The sequence below is a fragment of the Streptomyces sp. DT224 genome, from assembly GCF_049844595.1.
In the GTDB taxonomy this organism is placed as follows: domain Bacteria; phylum Actinomycetota; class Actinomycetes; order Streptomycetales; family Streptomycetaceae; genus Streptomyces.
The window spans coordinates 187,551-204,813 of sequence record NZ_JBNCLI010000012.1; the positions used below are offsets into that span (position 1 = coordinate 187,551).

The following is a 17,263-nucleotide window of genomic DNA, read 5'->3' on the forward strand; positions in this document are numbered from 1 at the left end:
GCTGTCAGCGGGTGTCCACCAGGCGGGCGAAGACCACGACGTTGCCGTCGTAGCCGTTCGCCTTGGTGTAACCGCCGCCGCAGGTGATGACCCGCAGCTCGGGCTGCCCGGTGTCGCCGTACACCCGGGCACCCGGGAAGTCGTTCTTGGCGAAGACCTCGACGCCGTACACCTCGAAGACCGCCACCCGGCCGTCGCTGCGGTCGACCTCGACGTGGTCCCCCTTCTCCAGCGAGCCGAGCCCGTAGAAGACGGCGGGCCCCGCCTTGTTGTCGACGTGGCCGACGATGACGGATGTGCCGGCCTGACCTGGGGCGATGCCGTTCTGGTACCAGCCGGCCAGATTGGGGTCCTCCGGCGGCGGGGTCTCGATCCAGCCGTCCGCGTCGAGACTCACATCGATGACCGGTGCGTCGACCTGGATCGAGGGGATCGCCACGCGGGCGACGGGCGCGTACGGGAGCGGCTTGACGGCCGGGCCCGCCACCGGGGCGGCGGGGGCGTCGTTCCGGTGGCCCACCGAGGCGGCGGCGACCGGCTGCGGGGGACCGGGGGAGAGGTCGGCCCCGTTGCGCATGAGCGCCAGGCCGGAGAGCATCGCCAGGGCGAGCGCGCCCCACGGCGAGTGTCGGATCCGTTCCGGTCGCCAGTTGTCCCGGCCCATGGTTCTCCCTTCGTCGCGACGAGCAGAACGCTAGGCGCGGTGCCACCGGGCGGCGATCAGAGACGGGCGAACGGGTGGCGGCGTACCACCCGGATGCTCATCGGAGTAGCGCGCGGACAAAATTCCTGACAGCCCGTGACCTGGGCATCCGTCAGCTTCGGGGGCGTCCGCACGGCGTGTCGGATCACCGGTCCGGAGCAGCGCCGAAATGCGGGCGATCAAGCTTCTGGTGAGGGTTCGTCATGGGAGGCGTTCTCGTCGATCCATCCCGGCGCACAGAGCCCCGGGGCGCTTCCCGGTGGAGGTTGGAACGATGCGTGCTACACGCGCTCTGGTGGTCGCGGCGGCCGCCGTCGCCGCCCTCGGGGCCGGTGCCCCCATGGCGACCGCCGGCGGAGACGTCGGGAACAACCAGAACAACAACCAGAACAACAACCAGAACAACGACAACAACCAGAACGACTGGAACGACCCGGGCGGCTGGAACAACGGCAACAACAACGGGAACGGGAACAACAACAACAACGGGAACGGGAACAACAACGGCAACGGGAACGGCAACGGGAACGGGAACAACAACGGCAACGGGCGCAACAACGGCCCCAACAATGTGACCGTCGACCCCGAGCGCGTGCACCAGGGCGCGGCCATGCAGGTCAGCGCCGAGGGCTGCGGCCGGGGCGGCAGCGTCTCGTCCAACGCGTTCCGCACCACCCGGCTCTCGGCCGGCCGGGTCGGCCACGCCCGGGTCCGCATCTTCGACGACGCGACTCCCGGCACGTACAACCTGACGGTCCGGTGCGACGGCACCGACCGGACGGCGGGCCACCGCTTCACCGTGCTCGACAGCCGGGGCGCCCAGGGCGGGCTCGGCGGCTCGATGGCGGCGACCCCGGCCGAGATGGGCGTCGGCGCCGGTCTCGTCGCCTCGGCGGCCCTCGGCGGAGGCGTGTACATCATGCGCCGCCGGAGGACGGGTCATGGGACGGCCTGACCGTCAGGACGCCCCCGCCGGACCGATAACGAGAGTCGCCCCGGATCCTGTCACAGGACCCGGGGCGACTCTCGTTGCCCTTTGCGCTCGTACCGTCAGTGCGAGCGGCTCTCCCTGCGGCGGCGTACGAAGAACACGACACCGGCCCCGGCGGCCACGGCGAGCGCGGTGCCCGCCACGATCTCACCGGAGTTCACGCTGTCGATGCTGCCGCCCAGGCCGCCCTGCACACCGGCCGGCGACGCCGTGGCGGCCGCCGTGCTGGTCGAGCTCGTGGTGGGCGTGCCCGTGGCCGCGCTGACGGTGAGGTTCACCTTGGCCGTGGAGCTGGGCGAGGTGTTGCAGATGAACGTCACCTCGTAGGCGGCGCCCGGCTTGGCGTCCCAGTCGACGGTGGCCTGGGCGCTGCCGTTCACCGGGATGGTGACGGTGTCGAACACCCCGGAGGACGCCGTGGCCGTCGTCGAGCAACCCCGGGCCGCCAGGGTGACCTTGCCCCCGGGCGCGACCACCGACGGCGTCACGGTGTATCCGTTCCCGCCGCCCGACGGACCGCCCGCGGTCGCGGCGTACGCGGTCACGGCCGGGCCGGTCAGGGCGAGTGCGGCGGCGCCGAGCAGAGCGACGGGGGCGACACGTATTGCGCGCATGGTGAATCCTCCGGGTCCCCGAGGAGCAGCTGCGGAACGGATTTCCACAAAGTGTCAGAAATGCACCTCGAATGCCGCCCACGCTAGAAGTGGTGCATTTCGCCCGCGATCGGGGTCCGGCGAATGGGGCACCGCTGTCCCCCGGGCGGCGCACCGGCCATCGGTCAACCGTCCGCCGCCCCCGGAAAGAGGTCGAGGAAGGGGGCGGCGGTGGCGGAGAAGCCCCGTCCGAACGGGGAGTCGAAGTCCCAGATGAGGAAGAGGAGGAAGGCGATCAGCACGCTGAAGAGCCCCGCGAGCAGGAGTTCCCGGAACGTCCGGCGGATCTGCAGGGTGAAGATCAGCCCCACGGTCACCAGGGCGCCGATGATCAGCCCGAACCACACCACCCCGGGCATGGTCGCGCCCGCGCTCTGCCCCCGCGAACTGCGGGCGTCGTCGGCGGCGGCCACCTGGTCCACCAGCGGCTGGTACGCCTCACCCTCGTGGTCGGTCTTCGGCCGGTAGTCCGTGACGTCGGCGCGCACCCTGTCCAGCAGCTCGGTGCCGCGGTCGCTGAGCCTCCCGTGCTCGGTCATGGTCCGCCACTCGTCGTGCACCACGTAGCTCACGTACGCGTCGACGTCCGCCCTGATGCGGGTGCGCACCTCCTGCGGATAGACGGCGGAGCGCGCGCTCACCTCGTGCAGGGCCTGGGCCTCCTGGCGTACGTACTCCTGCGCGGCGCTCCGGCCCTCCCAGACGCCGGCGATGGCGAGGCCCAGCACGATCGCGTAGATCACTCCGATCATCATCGTCATGTACTCGATGACATCGGGGGTTTCGGACGGGTCGTCGTCCTCCGGAAGTCTGCGGTTGCTGAGAACGGCGATGGTCAGGACGACGGCGGTGGCCGCGACCATGGCGAGCGTGAGGACGAGCCATTCCGACATGGGCGTCTCCGGGATTCATCGGGAACGGGGGCGCAGCACGGCGACGGCGAACACCGCGGGCGCCGTGATCATCAAGGTGAGCGTGACCAAGGAGGTGTGGCGCTGCGGTGTCTTCCGCACCGGCCTGCGGTAGGCGGGGAGCGCGACATGAACGGAAGGCGAGGGCCGTACCGATGGCGAAGGACTCGGCTTCGGCTTCGGTACGGGCTTCGGGGCCGGTGGCGGGGGAGGTGGCGGCGGCGGTGGTGCCGGTTCGGGCTCGGGTGCCGGAGGCGGCGGCGGAGGCGGTGGTGGTGGTGGTGGTGGTGCCGGCTTCGGGGGCGGCGGTGGAGGAGGGGGTGGAGGGGGCGGCTTCGGTTTCGGCGTGGGCGTCGGAGCGGGCTCCGGCTCCGGGCCGGCGAAGCAGCTGCCGTCGCCGCTGACCGCCACCGCCGTACCGCCGTCGTCCTCCCCGATGGACGCGTACGCGCAGCTGTCGGCGGTCGCGGAGGTGGGGGCGGTCAGCAGCCAGGTGAGCGCGAGCGCCGCGGCCAGCCGCCAGAAGAGTGATCCGTACACGACCGGGAGCATGTTCCGGGCCGTGCGGCGGCACGCCGGACCTCCTCCGGATTCGCCTGATGGAGGGGACCTGGGGTGCGCGGGGTTTGGCGCCGCTGAAATGGAACAGGCGCATGCGGGGTCCCGGTCTCCGGAATTGGCCGATTGTCGACCCTCTCCCCGGGAATGGCACCGAAGGACCTGTCACCGGTCCCGCTTATTCCCGGCCTTGGCGCGGCAAGGAGGAGATGTGCGCCGGTCCGCGGGCGCCCGGACGCTCCCGCCCCGCTCCGGGGGCTCCCGGACCGTGAACGCCAACGTCCCTGGCCCTCGCGGAACATGATGCCCGGGCTTCGCCGACGCGTACCCCGCTGACATGCCAAAGTAGTCCGGGAGTGAACTATTTGATCCCTCTCGTTGGGCGAATGTGACGGGCAGCGACGAGTCGGTTGCACATGCCATGGGAGTGTGACCAATAACGGACGGCTAATTTCCGTTTCGGCTCGCTCTCTTGGCGGACGATCAGTAGCCTCTGGTCCACACTGACCATGGACATGGCCGGATCGCCGTGGCGACTTGTTGGAGACATCGATGGAGCGTCCCGCCTGGGCACCGCAGGGCATTGACATTTCGGTGCCGAGCGTGTCCCGAATGTATGACTTCTATCTGGGCGGCTCGCACAATTTCGAGGTGGACAGGGAAGCGGCCCGGAAGGCCATGGAGTTCATGCCGGGACTTCCCAAGGTCATGCAGGCGAACCGGGCCTTCATGCGCCGCGCGGTGCGCTACGCGCTGAGCCAGGGCGTGGGCCAGTTCCTCGACATCGGCTCCGGGATACCCACCTTCGGCAATGTGCACGAGGTCGCCCAGGCGATCGACCCCGCCGCCAAGGTCGCCTACGTCGACCACGACCCGGTCGCCGTCGCGCACAGCCAGGCCGTCCTCGAAGGCAACGACGGCACCACGATCGCCTCGGCCGACCTGCGGCGCCCCCAGGAGATCCGGGACAGCCCCGAGGTGAGCGGACTCCTCGACTTCGACCGCCCGGTGGCGCTGCTGCTCGTGGCCGTCCTCCACTTCATCGAGGACGCCGACGACCCGCAGAGCGCCGTCGCCGCCCTCCGCGACATGCTGGCCCCCGGCAGCCTCCTGATCGTCACCCACGCCACGTACGAGGGCATTCCGCTGAGCCGCGAGGAGGCCGGCGGCGCGGTCGGCGTGTACCGGAACATCCGCAACCCGCTGATCATGCGCACGCCTGACGAGGTCGCCCGCTTCTTCGACGGTTACAAGTTGGTCGAGCCCGGCCTCGTCGCGATGCCGGAATGGCGCCCAGAGAACGCCGCGGCCCCCGAGAACGAGGACCCGTACGCCTTCTCGGGCATCGCGGGAGTGGGACGCAAGGCGTGAGCATTCCCGCCCAGTCGTCCGGCGCCCCGGAGGCGGCGCCCGACGGCCCCGAGGACCGGCTCCGGAGATTCGCCACCATCTGGAGCCGGGCCATCTTCCCGTCGACGGCCACCTCCCTGACCCGGCCCGAGTTCGAGCAGCACCTGCTGCCGCTGGCCCGTACGCTCAGCGAGACCCTGCACGCCCGCCCGTTCGACGCGGCCGCGGCGAGCGGGGTGGGCGGCGCTCTCGTCGCCGCCCACTGCACCGACCCGGACGCGCTGAGTTCCACGCTCGGCGTCGTCGACTCGTACCTGGTGCTCTACTGCGGCAGCAACGGACCGGTGGCCCTGACCACCGAGGACAGCCGGTCCCGCTGCGCCCGCATCCAGCACGCGGTGGCCGCCGGCTTCACGCAGGCCCTGCGCGAGCGGACCCTGGCCGAGCAGGAGGCCATCGCCCGCTCGGCGCTCGCCGCCCGCTCCCACGCCGAACAGGCCCTGCACGCCACCGAGGCACGGTTCCGCGCCGTCTTCAAGGACGCGGCCATCGGAATCGGGATCGCCGACCTCGACGGCAATGTGCTGGAGGTCAACGACACCCTCACCCGGATGTTCGGCGGCCTGGAGAACCACGTCCTGAGCCACCGCGTCAACGAGTGGGTCCACCCCGAGGACTCCCCGCAGGTCTGGAAGTACTACAACGAGCTGGTCCGGGGCGAACGCGAGCACTACCGGGTCGAGAAGCCGTACTACCGCAACGACGGCACCGTGCTGTGGACCAATCTGACGGTGTCGCTGCTGCGCGACACCGAGGGGCGGCCCGAATACCAGCTGGCGCTGCTGGAGGACACCACCGAGCGCCGCCTGCTCAACCTCCGCCTCCGCTACGAGGCCACCCACGACGCGCTCACCGGCCTGCCCAACCGGACGCTCTTCTTCGAGCGCCTGGAGAAAGCGCTCTCAGCCGGCGACGACAGCCGCTTCGGCCTCTGCTACCTGGACCTGGACGGCTTCAAGGCGATCAACGACAGCCTCGGCCACGCGGCGGGCGACCGGCTGCTCGTGGAGGTCGCGGACCGCCTCCAGAGCTGCGCGACCGCCTCCGGCGAAATGGTCGCCCGGCTCGGCGGCGACGAGTTCGTGGCGCTCACGACGAGTTTCGACAGCCCCGCCGAGGTGGACGAACTCGCCTGCCGCATCCTCGGCGTCCTCGGCACACCCATCCGGATCGACGGGCGCGAGCTGACGGTGCGCGGCTCGATCGGCGTCGTCGAGGGCCCCGCCGGCGAACGCAGCGCCGCCGAGGTGCTGCGCAGCGCCGACATCACCATGTACCGGGCCAAGTCCGCGGGCGGCAACCGCTTCGAGCTGGCCGACGCCGAGGCGGACGCCCGCGCCATCACCCGGCACGGCCTCACCACGGCGCTGCCGGCCGCCCTGGAACGCGGTGAGTTCTTCATCGAGTACCAGCCGCTGGTGCACCTGGGCGACGGTACGGTGCACGGCGCGGAGGCCCTGGTGCGCTGGTGCCATCCGCAGCACGGGGTGCTGGGGCCCGACCGGTTCATCACGCTGGCCGAGCACACCGGGCTCATCGTGCCGCTCGGCCGCTGGGTCCTGGAGGAATCGGTCCGGCAGGCCAACTTCTGGCAGGAACGCCACACCGACGGCGGCCCGCTGCGGATCAACGTCAACCTCTCACCGGCCCAGCTGCACCACCCGCAGCTCGTCGCGGAGACCGTCGAAGTCCTGGAGCGCTCCGGGCTCGAAGCGGGCGCGCTCTGCCTGGAGGTCACCGAGTCGGCGCTCATCGGGGCCGACGAGGACGTGCTGAAGCCGCTGCGCCAGCTCGCCGAGATGGGCGTCGACATCGCGCTGGACGACTTCGGCACCGGCTACTCCAACCTCGCGAACCTGCGCAGGCTGCCGGTGAGCGTGCTGAAGCTGGACCGGTCCTTCACCCAGGGGATGCAGCACCACCCGGCGGACCCGGTCGACCTGAAGATCGTGGAGGGGATCGTCTCGCTCGCGCACAGCCTCGACCTGGCGGTCACCGTGGAGGGCGTGGAGACGGGCGCCCAGGCCGAGCAGCTGCGGCAGCTCGGCTGCGACACGGCCCAGGGCTGGTACTACGCCCGCCCCGGCGCCCCGGACCGCATCCACTCGCTGCTGCTGGCCGACGCGGTGTGAGCCGGGCGGGCACGGCGCCCCTCAGGGGCTCGCCGTGCCCGCCCGCCCCGCCAGCAGGACCCGCTGGAGCTCGCGCGCCGCGCGCGGCGGGGCCACGTCGCTGCGGTGCGCCAGCGCGATGGTGCGGCGCAGTCCGGGCCGGGCCAGCGGGGTCGTCCGCAGGTCGGCTCCGGACCGGGCCGCGACCATGGCCGGGACGACCGCGATGCCCAGGCCCGCACGGACGAAGCCGAGCACCGCGTCCATCTCTCCGCCCTCCACCGTGAACGACGGCTCGAAGCCCTCCGCGCGGCATGCGGCCACCGTCAGCTCCCGCAGGTCGTAGCCGTGCCGGAACATCACCAGCGGCTCGCCCTCCAGATCCGCGATCCGCACCCGCCCGCCCCGGCCCGGCCGGGGACGCTGCGCCGACGAGACGACGACCAGGTCCTCCTGAAGCAGCTCGACCGTGGTCAGCGCCGGTGACGCGGCCGGCAACGGCAGGACCACCAGAGCCAGATCGAGTGCCCCGCGCGCCAGCTCCCGTACGAGATCGTGCGAACCGCCCTCCTCCAGCAGCAGCTGGATCCCCGGGTGCAGGTCGTGGAAGGCGCGCAGCACCTCCGGCAGCAGGCCCGTGCACACGCTGGGCGTAGCCCCGAGCCTCACCCGGCCCCGGCGCAGCTGGGCGAGCTCCTGCACCTCGTGGCGTGCCGTGTCGGCGTCGGCCAGGATGCGGCGGGCCAGCGGCAGCAGTGCCTCGCCCGCGTCCGTCAGGGTGATGTTGCCGCGTGCCCGGCTGAACAGCTCGGCGCCCAGCTCGTTCTCCAGGGCCCGGATCTGCTGGGAGAGCGAGGGCTGCGAGACATGCACCTCCTCGGCGGCACGGGTGAAGTGCCGGGCCTCGGCGACGGCCACGAAATAGGTGAGCTGCTGGAACTGCATCACCCCACGCTACCCCGCTTCATAGGCTCAGGCTATGGAGATCAGCCGTTCCATGACTTGGACTGATCGGGCCCTCCGGCCCTAGCGTCGTGTCCATGGCATTGGCAACCCGGACGGACCGACGGCCGTCCATGACGCGTACGCTCTGGGGCTCGACCGTCGGCAAGAAGGCGATCATGGCCGTCAGCGGTCTGGTCATGCTCCTCTACCTGGTCGCCCACATGATCGGAAACCTGAAGATCTTCTTCGGGTCCGGTGAGTTCAACGGCTACGCGCACTGGCTGCGCGTGATGGGGGAGCCGGTCCTGCACCACGAGTGGGCGCTGTGGATCGTGCGCCTGGTGCTCGTCGCCGCCGTGGTGCTGCACGCGGTCTCCGCGTACCAGCTCAGCAGGCGCGACCTGCGGGCCCGGCCCCTCACGTACGTGCACAAGCGGCCGCGCGCGAGCTACGCCACCCGCACCATGCGCTACGGCGGGGTCATCCTCGGGCTGTTCATCGTCTGGCACATCCTGGACCTGACGACCGGCACCGTGCACTCCGGCGGATTCCAGTCCGGCCACCCGTACCAGAACGTCATCGACACCTTCTCCACCTGGTACGGCAACGTCATCTACATCGTCGCGATGCTCGCCCTGGGACTCCACGTCCGGCACGGGTTCTGGAGCGCCGCGCAGACGCTCGGCGCGGGCCGCGCGAGCCGCGACCGCGCCCTGAAGACCCTCGCCCATGTCCTCGCGCTGGTGCTGACGGTGGGCTTCATCTCCGTACCCGTCGCCGTCATGACCGGAGTGGTGAGCTGACATGAACGACTACACCCACTACACGACCGGCGAACCCGTCGCCGACACCAAGGCCCCCGCCGGCCCCGTCGCGGAGCGCTGGGACACCCGCCGCTTCGAGGCCAAGCTGGTCAACCCCGCCAACCGGCGCAAGCACACCGTCATCGTCGTCGGCACCGGCCTGGCCGGCGGCTCGGCCGGTGCGACCCTGGCCGAACAGGGCTACCACGTCGTCCAGTTCTGCTTCCAGGACTCGCCCCGCCGGGCCCACTCCGTCGCCGCGCAGGGCGGCATCAACGCCGCCAAGAACTACCGCAACGACGGCGACTCGGTGCACCGCCTCTTCTACGACACGGTCAAGGGCGGTGACTTCCGCGCCCGTGAGTCCAACGTGCACCGGCTCGCCCAGATCTCCGTCGAGATCATCGACCAGTGCGTCGCGCAGGGCGTCCCCTTCGCCCGCGAGTACGGCGGCCTCCTCGACAACCGCTCCTTCGGCGGCGTCCAGGTCTCCCGCACCTTCTACGCCCGGGGCCAGACCGGACAGCAACTGCTCCTCGGCGCCTACCAGGCGCTGTCCCGGCAGATCGCCGCGGGCAACGTCGAACTGCACCCCCGCACCGAGATGCTCGACCTGATCGTCGTCGACGGCCGGGCGCGCGGCATCGTCGCCCGCGACCTCGTCACCGGGAGGATCGACACCTACTTCGCCGACGCCGTGGTCCTCGCCAGCGGCGGCTACGGGAACGTCTTCTACCTGTCGACCAACGCGATGAACTCCAACGCCACCGCCATCTGGCGGGCCCACCGGCGCGGCGCCTACTTCGCGAACCCCTGCTTCACCCAGATCCATCCCACCTGCATCCCGCGCACCGGCGACCACCAGTCCAAGCTGACGCTGATGAGCGAGTCGCTGCGCAACGACGGCCGCATCTGGGTTCCGAAGGCGAAGGGCGACACCCGTCCCGCGAACGAGATCCCCGAGGACGAGCGCGACTACTACCTGGAGCGCCAGTACCCCTCCTTCGGCAACCTGGTGCCCCGCGACATCGCCTCGCGCGCCGCGAAGAACGTCTGCGACGAGGGGCGCGGCGTCGGACCCGGCGGCCAGGGCGTCTACCTGGACTTCGCCGAGGCCATCGGGCGGATGGGCCGGGCGAAGGTCGAGGAGAAGTACGGCAACCTCTTCGACATGTACGCCCGGATCACCGCCGAGGACCCGTACGTGACCCCGATGCGGATCTATCCGGCGGTGCATTACACGATGGGCGGGCTCTGGGTCGACTACGACCTCCAGACCACGATCCCGGGCCTCTTCGCGGTCGGCGAGGCCAACTTCTCCGACCACGGCGCCAACCGCCTCGGTGCCTCCGCGCTGATGCAAGGGCTCGCCGACGGCTACTTCGTCCTGCCGTCCACCATCAACGACTACCTCGCCCGCAACCCGCACCGCGACGACGTCGACGCCTCGCACCCCGCCGTCGAGGAGGCCGTAGCCGAGACCGAGGACCGGCTCAACCTGCTGCTGGCCGTGGACGGCGACCGCACCCCCGACTCCTACCACCGCGAGATCGGCGAACTCATGTGGGAGTACTGCGGGATGGCCCGCAACGAGGAGGGACTGCGCACCGCGCTCGCCCGGATCCCGCAGATCCGCGAGGAGTTCTGGCGGCGCATCAAGGTCCCGGGCACCGGCGACGAGCTCAACCAGTCGCTGGAGAAGGCCAACCGCGTCGTGGACTACCTGGAGCTCGCCGAGCTCATGTGCCTCGACGCCCTGCACCGCGCCGAGTCCTGCGGCGGCCACTTCCGCGAGGAGTCCCAGACCCCGGACGGCGAGGCCGCCCGGCGCGACGAGGAGTTCTCCTACGGCGCCGCCTGGGAGTTCACCGCCACCGGCGAGGCCCCCGTCCTCCACAAGGAAGACCTCGTCTTCGAGTACGTCCACCCCACCCAGCGGAGCTACGCATGAAGCTCACCCTGCGCGTCTGGCGCCAGAAGAACGCCGACGCCCCCGGCGCCATGTCCACGTACGAGGTGGACGGCATCTCGCAGGACATGTCGTTCCTGGAGATGCTCGACACGCTCAACGAGGAACTGATCCTGGCCGGTGACGACCCCGTCGCCTTCGACCACGACTGCCGCGAGGGCATCTGCGGCGCGTGCAGCCTCGTCATCAACGGCGACGCCCATGGTCCGGAGCGAACCACCACCTGCCAGCTCCATATGCGGTCCTTCGACGACGGCGACACCATCGACATCGAACCGTGGCGCGCCTCGGCCTTCCCGGTCGTCAAGGACCTGGTCGTGGACCGCTCGGCCTTCGACCGGATCATCCAGGCCGGCGGCTACATCTCCGCCCCCACCGGTACGGCCCCGGACGCGCACGCCACCCCGGTGCCGAAGCCGGACGCCGACTTCGCCTTCGAGCACGCCGAGTGCATCGGATGCGGCGCCTGCGTCGCGGCCTGCCCCAACGGCTCGGCGATGCTCTTCACCTCGGCGAAGGTCAACCACCTCAACGTGCTCCCGCAGGGCGCCCCCGAGCGGGAGACCCGGGTGCTCGACATGGTGGAGCAGATGGACAGCGAGGGCTTCGGCGGCTGCACGCTCGCCGGTGAGTGCGCCACCGCCTGCCCCAAGGGCATCCCGCTGCCGTCGATCTCGGCCATGAACAAGGAGTGGCTGCGGGCGACCCGCAAGGCCCGCCGCTGAGCCACCGCACGGCCGAGGGTCCCGGAGGCCGCCCGCCTCCGGGACCCTCGGCGGTCAGGACTTGGTCACGGAGAGGTCGTCCCCGTACACCGTGCCCTGGCCGTACCAGCCGTGCAGGTAGACCGTGACCGAGCCGCCGGCACCGGTGGTGAAGGTCACCGACTGCTTGGTGTAGCCGCTGAAGAGGCCCCAGGTGCTCGCCGTCGCGCCGCCCCGCACACCGAGGTAGGCGTAGTTCCCCTGCACGTAACCCTGCAGGGTGTACGTGGTGTTGGGGGAGAGGGTGAGCGTCTGCGCGCACTCGCCGGTCTGCGACGAGGTGGCCGCGACGGACAGCGCGTGCGTGCCGCCGTGCACCGGCGAGGAGACGACCGCGCCACCGGACTCGCAGGTCCACGGACCCAGGGCACCCGTCTCGAAGTCACCGTTGACCAGGGACCCCGTGCCGCCACCGGCGCCGGGCACCGTCAGGGTGAACGAGGCAGAGTGGCTGAGCGTGCCGGAGGTGCCGGTCACGGTGACGGTGTACGTGCCCGGGGCCGCCGACGCCGAGGCGCTGAGCGTCAGCGTCGAGGAGCCGCCGGCCGTCACCGAGGTCGGGCTGAGCGTCGCGGTCACCCCGGCCGGGGCGCCGCTCGTGGTCAGCGCGACCGTCTTGGCGGCGCCCGAGGTCACCGCGGTCTTCACGGTCGCGGTCGTCGACCTGCCCGGCTCGACCGTGGCCGAGGAGGGGGTCACGGCCACCGAGTAGTCGTCGGTCACCGGGCCGCTGCCGCCGCCGGTGAACGGGGCGAAGGTGTGCGTGAAGTACCAGGTGTCCTGCGCGATGCCGGAGCAGGTGTCGCTCCCGCCGGTGCCGGGGCAGCCGCCGTTGTCGCGCTGGAGCGCCCAGAACGACAGGGTGCCGACGCCCTTGGAGACGGCCCAGTCGTACACCACGGGCGCGTTGGCCGTCGTGAAGGTCTCGGCCGGTCCGTAGTCGTCGATGCCGGGCATCTCGATGATGCCGGTCATGCCCCACAGCTGGGCGTCGGTCTTCGACGGGTAGAGCTTCGCCAGCTGGCCCTTCAGACCGGTGATCGCGGTCTGGGTGTCCTTGGCCATGTCGTGCGCGGCGCCGTCGTAGTAGTCGAACGTCATGAGGTTGACGACGTCGACCTGCGTGCCGTTGGACACCGCGTTCTTGAGCACCGCGAGACCGCTGCTCGCCAGACCGCTGGTCGTGGTGGGCAGGGTGTACGAGATCTGCAGCGGACGCCCACTGGCGGCGGCCCAGTCCTGGACCTTCTTGAGCGCCTTGTTGCGGCGGTCGATGCCGGCGCTGTTCGTCAGCGAGTTGTCCTCGATGTCCATGTCGAGGCGGGACACGTCGTAGGTCGTGATGACCTTCTCGTACGCGGTGGCGATCGAGTCCACGTCGGTGCAGCTGTCGGCGATCTCGGTGCCGGTGTTGTCCGCGGTGTAGCCGCCGAACGACGGGATCACGTCGCCGCCGCGCGAGCGCATCGTGGTGAAGTCGGCGCCGAACTCGGACTGGGCGATCGGCATGCCCGAATCACCGTTCCAGTACGGGGTGCAAGAGCCCTTGGTCGCGGCCTGGATGAAGGCCATGGTCAGGTACTTGGCGCCGGACGCCTGGGCGAGCGCGGCCGGGCTGTCGCCGTTCCACGCCTCGAAGTACGGGGCGAAGACGTGCGCGGGCATGGGGGTGGCGGCGGTGGTGGCGGCCTGGGCGCCGGCGCCTGATTCGAGGACCAGACCTGCGGACGCGACGGCGGTGGCCAAGGCGCTCAGGACGGCGCCGACTGTTCTTGGACGTCTCATGGGGCAGCTCCCAGCGGGGTGGGACAACGGGCGGATGCACGGCTCGGCCGCGCCCGGGGAGGGGCGCGGCCCGTTCCTGTGATTCCCGGCCGGGGCTCACATGCCGCTCGGCGACGTACGACCGTGTGGCATGCCCATGATTGGTATGGACCAGATAACTGTCAACATTCTTTACTGTTTCATTCCCCTTCCCTGCGCCGAACGCCAACCCTCATGAACCCCACCGGAGTTGGGGATCGCCGACCGCTCAGGCAAGCCCGAGAGCGGTCCGCAGATACCCCGCGGTCCGGCTCTCCGGTACCCGCGCCACCTCGGCCGGAGGCCCCTCGGCCACGATCCGGCCGCCCCGGTCACCGCCGCCCGGACCGAGGTCGATCACCCAGTCCGCACCCGCGACGACGGCCATGTCGTGCTCCACGACCACCACCGTGGACCCGGCCTCCACCAGCCCGTGCAACTGCCGCATGAGCACCTCGACATCGGCCGGATGCAGCCCCGTCGTCGGCTCGTCCAGGAGGTACAGCGTGTGCCCCCGGCGCGTCCGCTGGAGCTCCGCCGCCAGCTTGATCCGCTGTGCCTCGCCGCCGGACAGCTCCGTCGCGGGCTGCCCGAGCCGCAGATAGCCGAGCCCCACGTCCAGCAGCGTCCCCAGGCTGCGCGCGGCGGCCGGGGTCCCGGCGAAGAACCCGGCCGCCGACTCCACGGTCAGGTCCAGCACCTGGGCGATGTTCAGCCCGCGCAGCGTCACCTCGAGCGTCTCCGGGTTGTAGCGCGCCCCGTGACAGTCCGGGCAGGGCGCGTACGTGCTCGGCAGGAACAGCAGCTCCACCGAGACGAACCCCTCGCCCTGGCACGTCTCGCACCGCCCGCCGGTCACGTTGAACGAGAACCGCCCGGCCCGGTACCCCCGTTCCCGGGCCAGGGGGCCGGCCGCGAACAGCTTGCGCACCACGTCGAACAGGCCGGTGTACGTCGCCAGGTTGGAGCGCGGCGTACGCCCGATGGGCCGCTGGTCCACCTGCACCAGCCGGTCCACCGCGTCCAGCCCTTCGGCGCGGGCGTATCCGGCCACCACCTGCTCCCGCTCGCCGGAGTCCGGGCCGGCACCGCGCCGGTCCGCGAGCGCCCCCGCCAGCACCTGCCCCACCAGCGTCGACTTGCCGGAGCCGGAGACCCCGGTCACCGCCGTGAACACACCCAGCGGGAACGCCGCGTCCACCCCGCGCACGTTGTGCCGCTCCACCCCGTACAGCCGCAGCCACCCCGAGGGTGCGCGCACCTCGCGCGACGGGGGAGGCGCGTCCGGGAACAGGAAGCGCCGGGTGGCCGACTCCGCGACCCCGGCGAGCCCGGCGGGCGGCCCGCTGTGCAGCACCCGGCCACCGTGCTCACCGGCCAGCGGCCCCACGTCCACCAGCCAGTCGGCCCGCCGCACCACGTCCATCTGGTGCTCCACCACGAAGACCGTGTTCCCGGCCTCCTTCAGCCGCCCCAGCACCGCGAGCAGCGCCTCGGTGTCCGCCGGATGCAGACCGGCGGACGGCTCGTCCAGGACGTACACCACGCCGAAGAGCCCTGCCCGCAGCTGGGTCGCCAGCCGCAGCCGCTGGAGTTCGCCGGAGGAGAGCGTGGGCGCCGTGCGGTCCAGGCTCAGGTAGCCGAGGCCCAGTTCGGTGACGGTCCCGATGCGGGCGAGGAGGTCCGCCGTCAGCACCCGGGCGGTTGCGTCGCCACCCGCCGCCGCGAGCAGATCGGCCAGCTCGGTGAGCGCCAGGCCCGCGAGCTCCGCGATGGTGCGCCCCGCGAAGGTGACGGCCATGGCCTCCGGCCGCAGCCTGCTGCCCCCGCACACCGGGCAGGGCTCGCTGGTCAGGAAGCGCTCGGCCTTCGCCCGCAGGGTGGCGCTCTTCGAGTCGGCGAAGGTGTGCATCACATAGCGCCGGGCACTCATGTACGTGCCCTGATAGGGCCGTTGGATGCGCCCCGCCTCGCGCACCGGGTGGACGGTCACCACCGGCTGCTCGTCGGTGAACAGGATCCACTCCCGGTCGGCCGGGTCCAGCTCCCGCCACGGCCGGTCCACGTCGTAGCCGAGGGCGTCCAGCACATCGCGCAGGTTCTTGCCCTGCCAGGCGCCCGGCCAGGCGGCGATCGCGCCCTCCCTGACCGACAGGTCCGGGTCCGGGACCAGCAGTTCCTCGCTGGTGCGGTGGACCCGGCCGAGGCCGTGGCAGCGGGGGCACGCCCCGGCGGCGGTGTTCGGCGAGAACGCGTCCGAGTCCAGCCGCTCGGCCCCCTGCGGATAGTCCCCGGCCCGCGAGAACAGCATCCGCAGCGAGTTGGACAGCGTCGTCACCGTGCCCACGGACGACCGGGCCCCCGGCGCCGATCTGCGCTGCTCCAGCGAGACGGCCGGCGGCAGTCCGGTGACCTCCCCGACGGCGGGCGTGCCGACCTGATGGATCAGCCGCCTGGCGTACGGGGCCACGGACTCGAAGTAGCGCCGCTGGGCCTCCGCGTAGATCGTGCCGAAGGCCAGCGAGGACTTGCCCGAGCCGGAGACGCCGGTGAAGACGGTGAGGGTGTCGCGGGGGATGTCGACGTCGGCGTTCCGCAGATTGTGCTCGCGGGCGCCTCGGACCCGGACGTACGGATCGTGGGGCGAGGTCATGGGGGAGGGGTCTCCGTACTCGGTGCGGGCCGGCCGCCGGTCGTGCCGGTTCGCCGGATGGTGCCGCCGCTTGGTTTGCTGGCCGCATGAGAAACGACGTCCGGCCGGTGGCCGTGTTCGATCTTGACGGTACGCTCGCCGACACCACGCACCGCCAGCACCATCTGGAGGGCCGCCGGAACTGGGCCGCCTTCTTCGCCGCCGCCATGGACGACCCGCCGCTGGACGAGGGCGTACGGCTTGCGCTGAGCAGTGCCGAGGAGTGCGAGATCGTCTACCTCACCGGGCGGCCGGAGCGGTGCCGCAAGGACACCGTGGCCTGGCTGGCCCGTCAGGGGCTCCCCGAGGGGCGGCTGCACATGCGGCGCAACGACGACCGGCGGCCGGCGCGCCGGACCAAGCTGGAGATCCTGGAGCGGCTCGGCCGCGACCGTACGGTGCGCATGCTCGTGGACGACGACGAACTGGTCTGCGACGCCGCCGAGCTGGCCGGATTCACCGTCGTGCGCGCCCGCTGGACCCCGGCCTCGCCCGCGCTGAGGGACGCACAGGAGCGCGAGGGGCGGACCTGAACCGGTCGCGCCCGCGCGGGGTGACGGGCCGGCGCGTCACTTCGGGTCGTCGAGCCGGAAGCCCACTTTCAGGCCGACCTGGTAGTGCGCGATCCGGCCGTCCTCGATCTGCCCGCGCACCTGGGTGATCTCGAACCAGTCGAGATTGTGCAACGTTTCCGAGGCTCTTGCGACACCGTTGCGAATCGCCTCGTCCACGCCCTCCTGGGAGGTTCCTACGATTTCGGTGACACGATACGTGTGATTTGACACGGTTTGTCTCCTCTCGTCCCTACCAAGGTGCCCTACCTCGGCCCGGTTCGCGAGAGGTCGCCGACGCCGGGCATGTCCGGAACGGCGCTTGACCAAAGTATTGGTCCATACCAAAATCCAGCCACGCCCGTGCGAGCGCAGTTCGCAGTCCCCCACACCGGGTCC

At 71.1% G+C, this 17,263-nt stretch carries 15 protein-coding genes; 8 read left to right on the top strand and 7 right to left on the bottom strand.

What is annotated here, in order from left to right:
- Window positions 1–4: 4 nt before the first annotated feature.
- Entirely contained in the window at window positions 5–664 is a 660-nt protein-coding gene (locus ACLQ2N_RS28875; protein WP_425817462.1) for a class F sortase, read from the bottom strand.
- Between the two features lie 313 nt (window positions 665–977).
- Between ACLQ2N_RS28875 and ACLQ2N_RS28880 the strand changes: the two genes are divergently transcribed.
- Entirely contained in the window at window positions 978–1,658 is a 681-nt protein-coding gene (locus ACLQ2N_RS28880) for a hypothetical protein (protein ID WP_425817464.1), read from the top strand.
- A gap of 95 nt (window positions 1,659–1,753) precedes the next feature.
- On the opposite strand, the gene ACLQ2N_RS28885 is transcribed toward ACLQ2N_RS28880, so the two are convergent.
- Both ACLQ2N_RS28885 and ACLQ2N_RS28890 read right to left on the bottom strand, forming a co-directional pair.
- Window positions 1,754–2,308 (bottom strand): hypothetical protein, encoded by a 555-nt coding sequence (locus ACLQ2N_RS28885; protein WP_018099917.1) that lies wholly within the window; start codon window positions 2,306–2,308, stop codon window positions 1,754–1,756.
- Between the two features lie 164 nt (window positions 2,309–2,472).
- Window positions 2,473–3,240 (bottom strand): DUF4239 domain-containing protein, encoded by a 768-nt coding sequence (locus ACLQ2N_RS28890; protein ID WP_425817466.1) that lies wholly within the window; start codon window positions 3,238–3,240, stop codon window positions 2,473–2,475.
- Here ACLQ2N_RS28890 and ACLQ2N_RS28895 point away from each other — a divergent pair.
- The 3 genes from ACLQ2N_RS28895 to ACLQ2N_RS28905 all read left to right on the top strand — a co-directional run bounded on the left by ACLQ2N_RS28895 (window position 3,218) and on the right by ACLQ2N_RS28905 (window position 7,358).
- Complete coding sequence (locus ACLQ2N_RS28895) at window positions 3,218–3,373, top strand: hypothetical protein (protein WP_425817468.1); 156 nt, start codon at window positions 3,218–3,220, stop codon at window positions 3,371–3,373. The genes ACLQ2N_RS28890 and ACLQ2N_RS28895 overlap by 23 nt on opposite strands.
- Before the next feature lie 995 nt (window positions 3,374–4,368).
- Window positions 4,369–5,187, top strand: coding sequence for an SAM-dependent methyltransferase (locus ACLQ2N_RS28900; protein ID WP_425817470.1), 819 nt, complete (start codon window positions 4,369–4,371; stop codon window positions 5,185–5,187).
- Window positions 5,184–7,358, top strand: coding sequence for a putative bifunctional diguanylate cyclase/phosphodiesterase (locus tag ACLQ2N_RS28905; protein WP_425817472.1), 2,175 nt, complete (start codon window positions 5,184–5,186; stop codon window positions 7,356–7,358). Before ACLQ2N_RS28900 ends, ACLQ2N_RS28905 begins: the two co-directional genes overlap by 4 nt.
- A 21-nt stretch (window positions 7,359–7,379) precedes the next feature.
- On the opposite strand, the gene ACLQ2N_RS28910 is transcribed toward ACLQ2N_RS28905, so the two are convergent.
- On the bottom strand, window positions 7,380–8,282 hold the full coding sequence (locus ACLQ2N_RS28910; protein ID WP_425817474.1) for a LysR family transcriptional regulator: 903 nt from the start codon (window positions 8,280–8,282) through the stop codon (window positions 7,380–7,382).
- Window positions 8,283–8,377: 95 nt separating this feature from the next.
- Between ACLQ2N_RS28910 and ACLQ2N_RS28915 the strand changes: the two genes are divergently transcribed.
- From ACLQ2N_RS28915 to ACLQ2N_RS28925, 3 genes are read left to right on the top strand one after another with little or no spacing between them, the layout of a single operon-like run.
- Window positions 8,378–9,085, top strand: a complete 708-nt coding sequence (locus tag ACLQ2N_RS28915) for a succinate dehydrogenase (RefSeq protein ID WP_425817476.1) — start codon at window positions 8,378–8,380, stop codon at window positions 9,083–9,085.
- Window position 9,086: 1 nt separating this feature from the next.
- Complete coding sequence (locus ACLQ2N_RS28920) at window positions 9,087–11,036, top strand: fumarate reductase/succinate dehydrogenase flavoprotein subunit (protein ID WP_425817478.1); 1,950 nt, start codon at window positions 9,087–9,089, stop codon at window positions 11,034–11,036.
- The gene (locus tag ACLQ2N_RS28925) at window positions 11,033–11,779 is read left to right on the top strand and encodes a succinate dehydrogenase/fumarate reductase iron-sulfur subunit (RefSeq protein ID WP_425817480.1); all 747 of its coding nucleotides are present in this window, start codon (window positions 11,033–11,035) and stop codon (window positions 11,777–11,779) included. Before ACLQ2N_RS28920 ends, ACLQ2N_RS28925 begins: the two co-directional genes overlap by 4 nt.
- Before the next feature lie 54 nt (window positions 11,780–11,833).
- Here ACLQ2N_RS28925 and ACLQ2N_RS28930 read toward each other — a convergent pair whose 3' ends face one another.
- Both ACLQ2N_RS28930 and ACLQ2N_RS28935 read right to left on the bottom strand, forming a co-directional pair.
- Window positions 11,834–13,603 (bottom strand): glycosyl hydrolase family 18 protein, encoded by a 1,770-nt coding sequence (locus tag ACLQ2N_RS28930; protein ID WP_425817482.1) that lies wholly within the window; start codon window positions 13,601–13,603, stop codon window positions 11,834–11,836.
- Window positions 13,604–13,850: 247 nt separating this feature from the next.
- Window positions 13,851–16,274 (bottom strand): ABC transporter, encoded by a 2,424-nt coding sequence (locus ACLQ2N_RS28935; RefSeq protein WP_425817484.1) that lies wholly within the window; start codon window positions 16,272–16,274, stop codon window positions 13,851–13,853.
- Window positions 16,275–16,360: 86 nt separating this feature from the next.
- Here ACLQ2N_RS28935 and ACLQ2N_RS28940 point away from each other — a divergent pair, with 86 nt between their 5' ends.
- A complete protein-coding gene (locus ACLQ2N_RS28940) occupies window positions 16,361–16,846 on the top strand; it encodes an LNS2 domain-containing protein (protein ID WP_425817486.1) in 486 nt (161 codons plus the stop codon).
- A 36-nt stretch (window positions 16,847–16,882) separates the two neighbouring features.
- Here ACLQ2N_RS28940 and ACLQ2N_RS28945 read toward each other — a convergent pair whose 3' ends face one another.
- Window positions 16,883–17,098, bottom strand: a complete 216-nt coding sequence (locus ACLQ2N_RS28945; RefSeq protein ID WP_143622752.1) for a dodecin — start codon at window positions 17,096–17,098, stop codon at window positions 16,883–16,885.
- Window positions 17,099–17,263 lie beyond the last annotated feature (165 nt).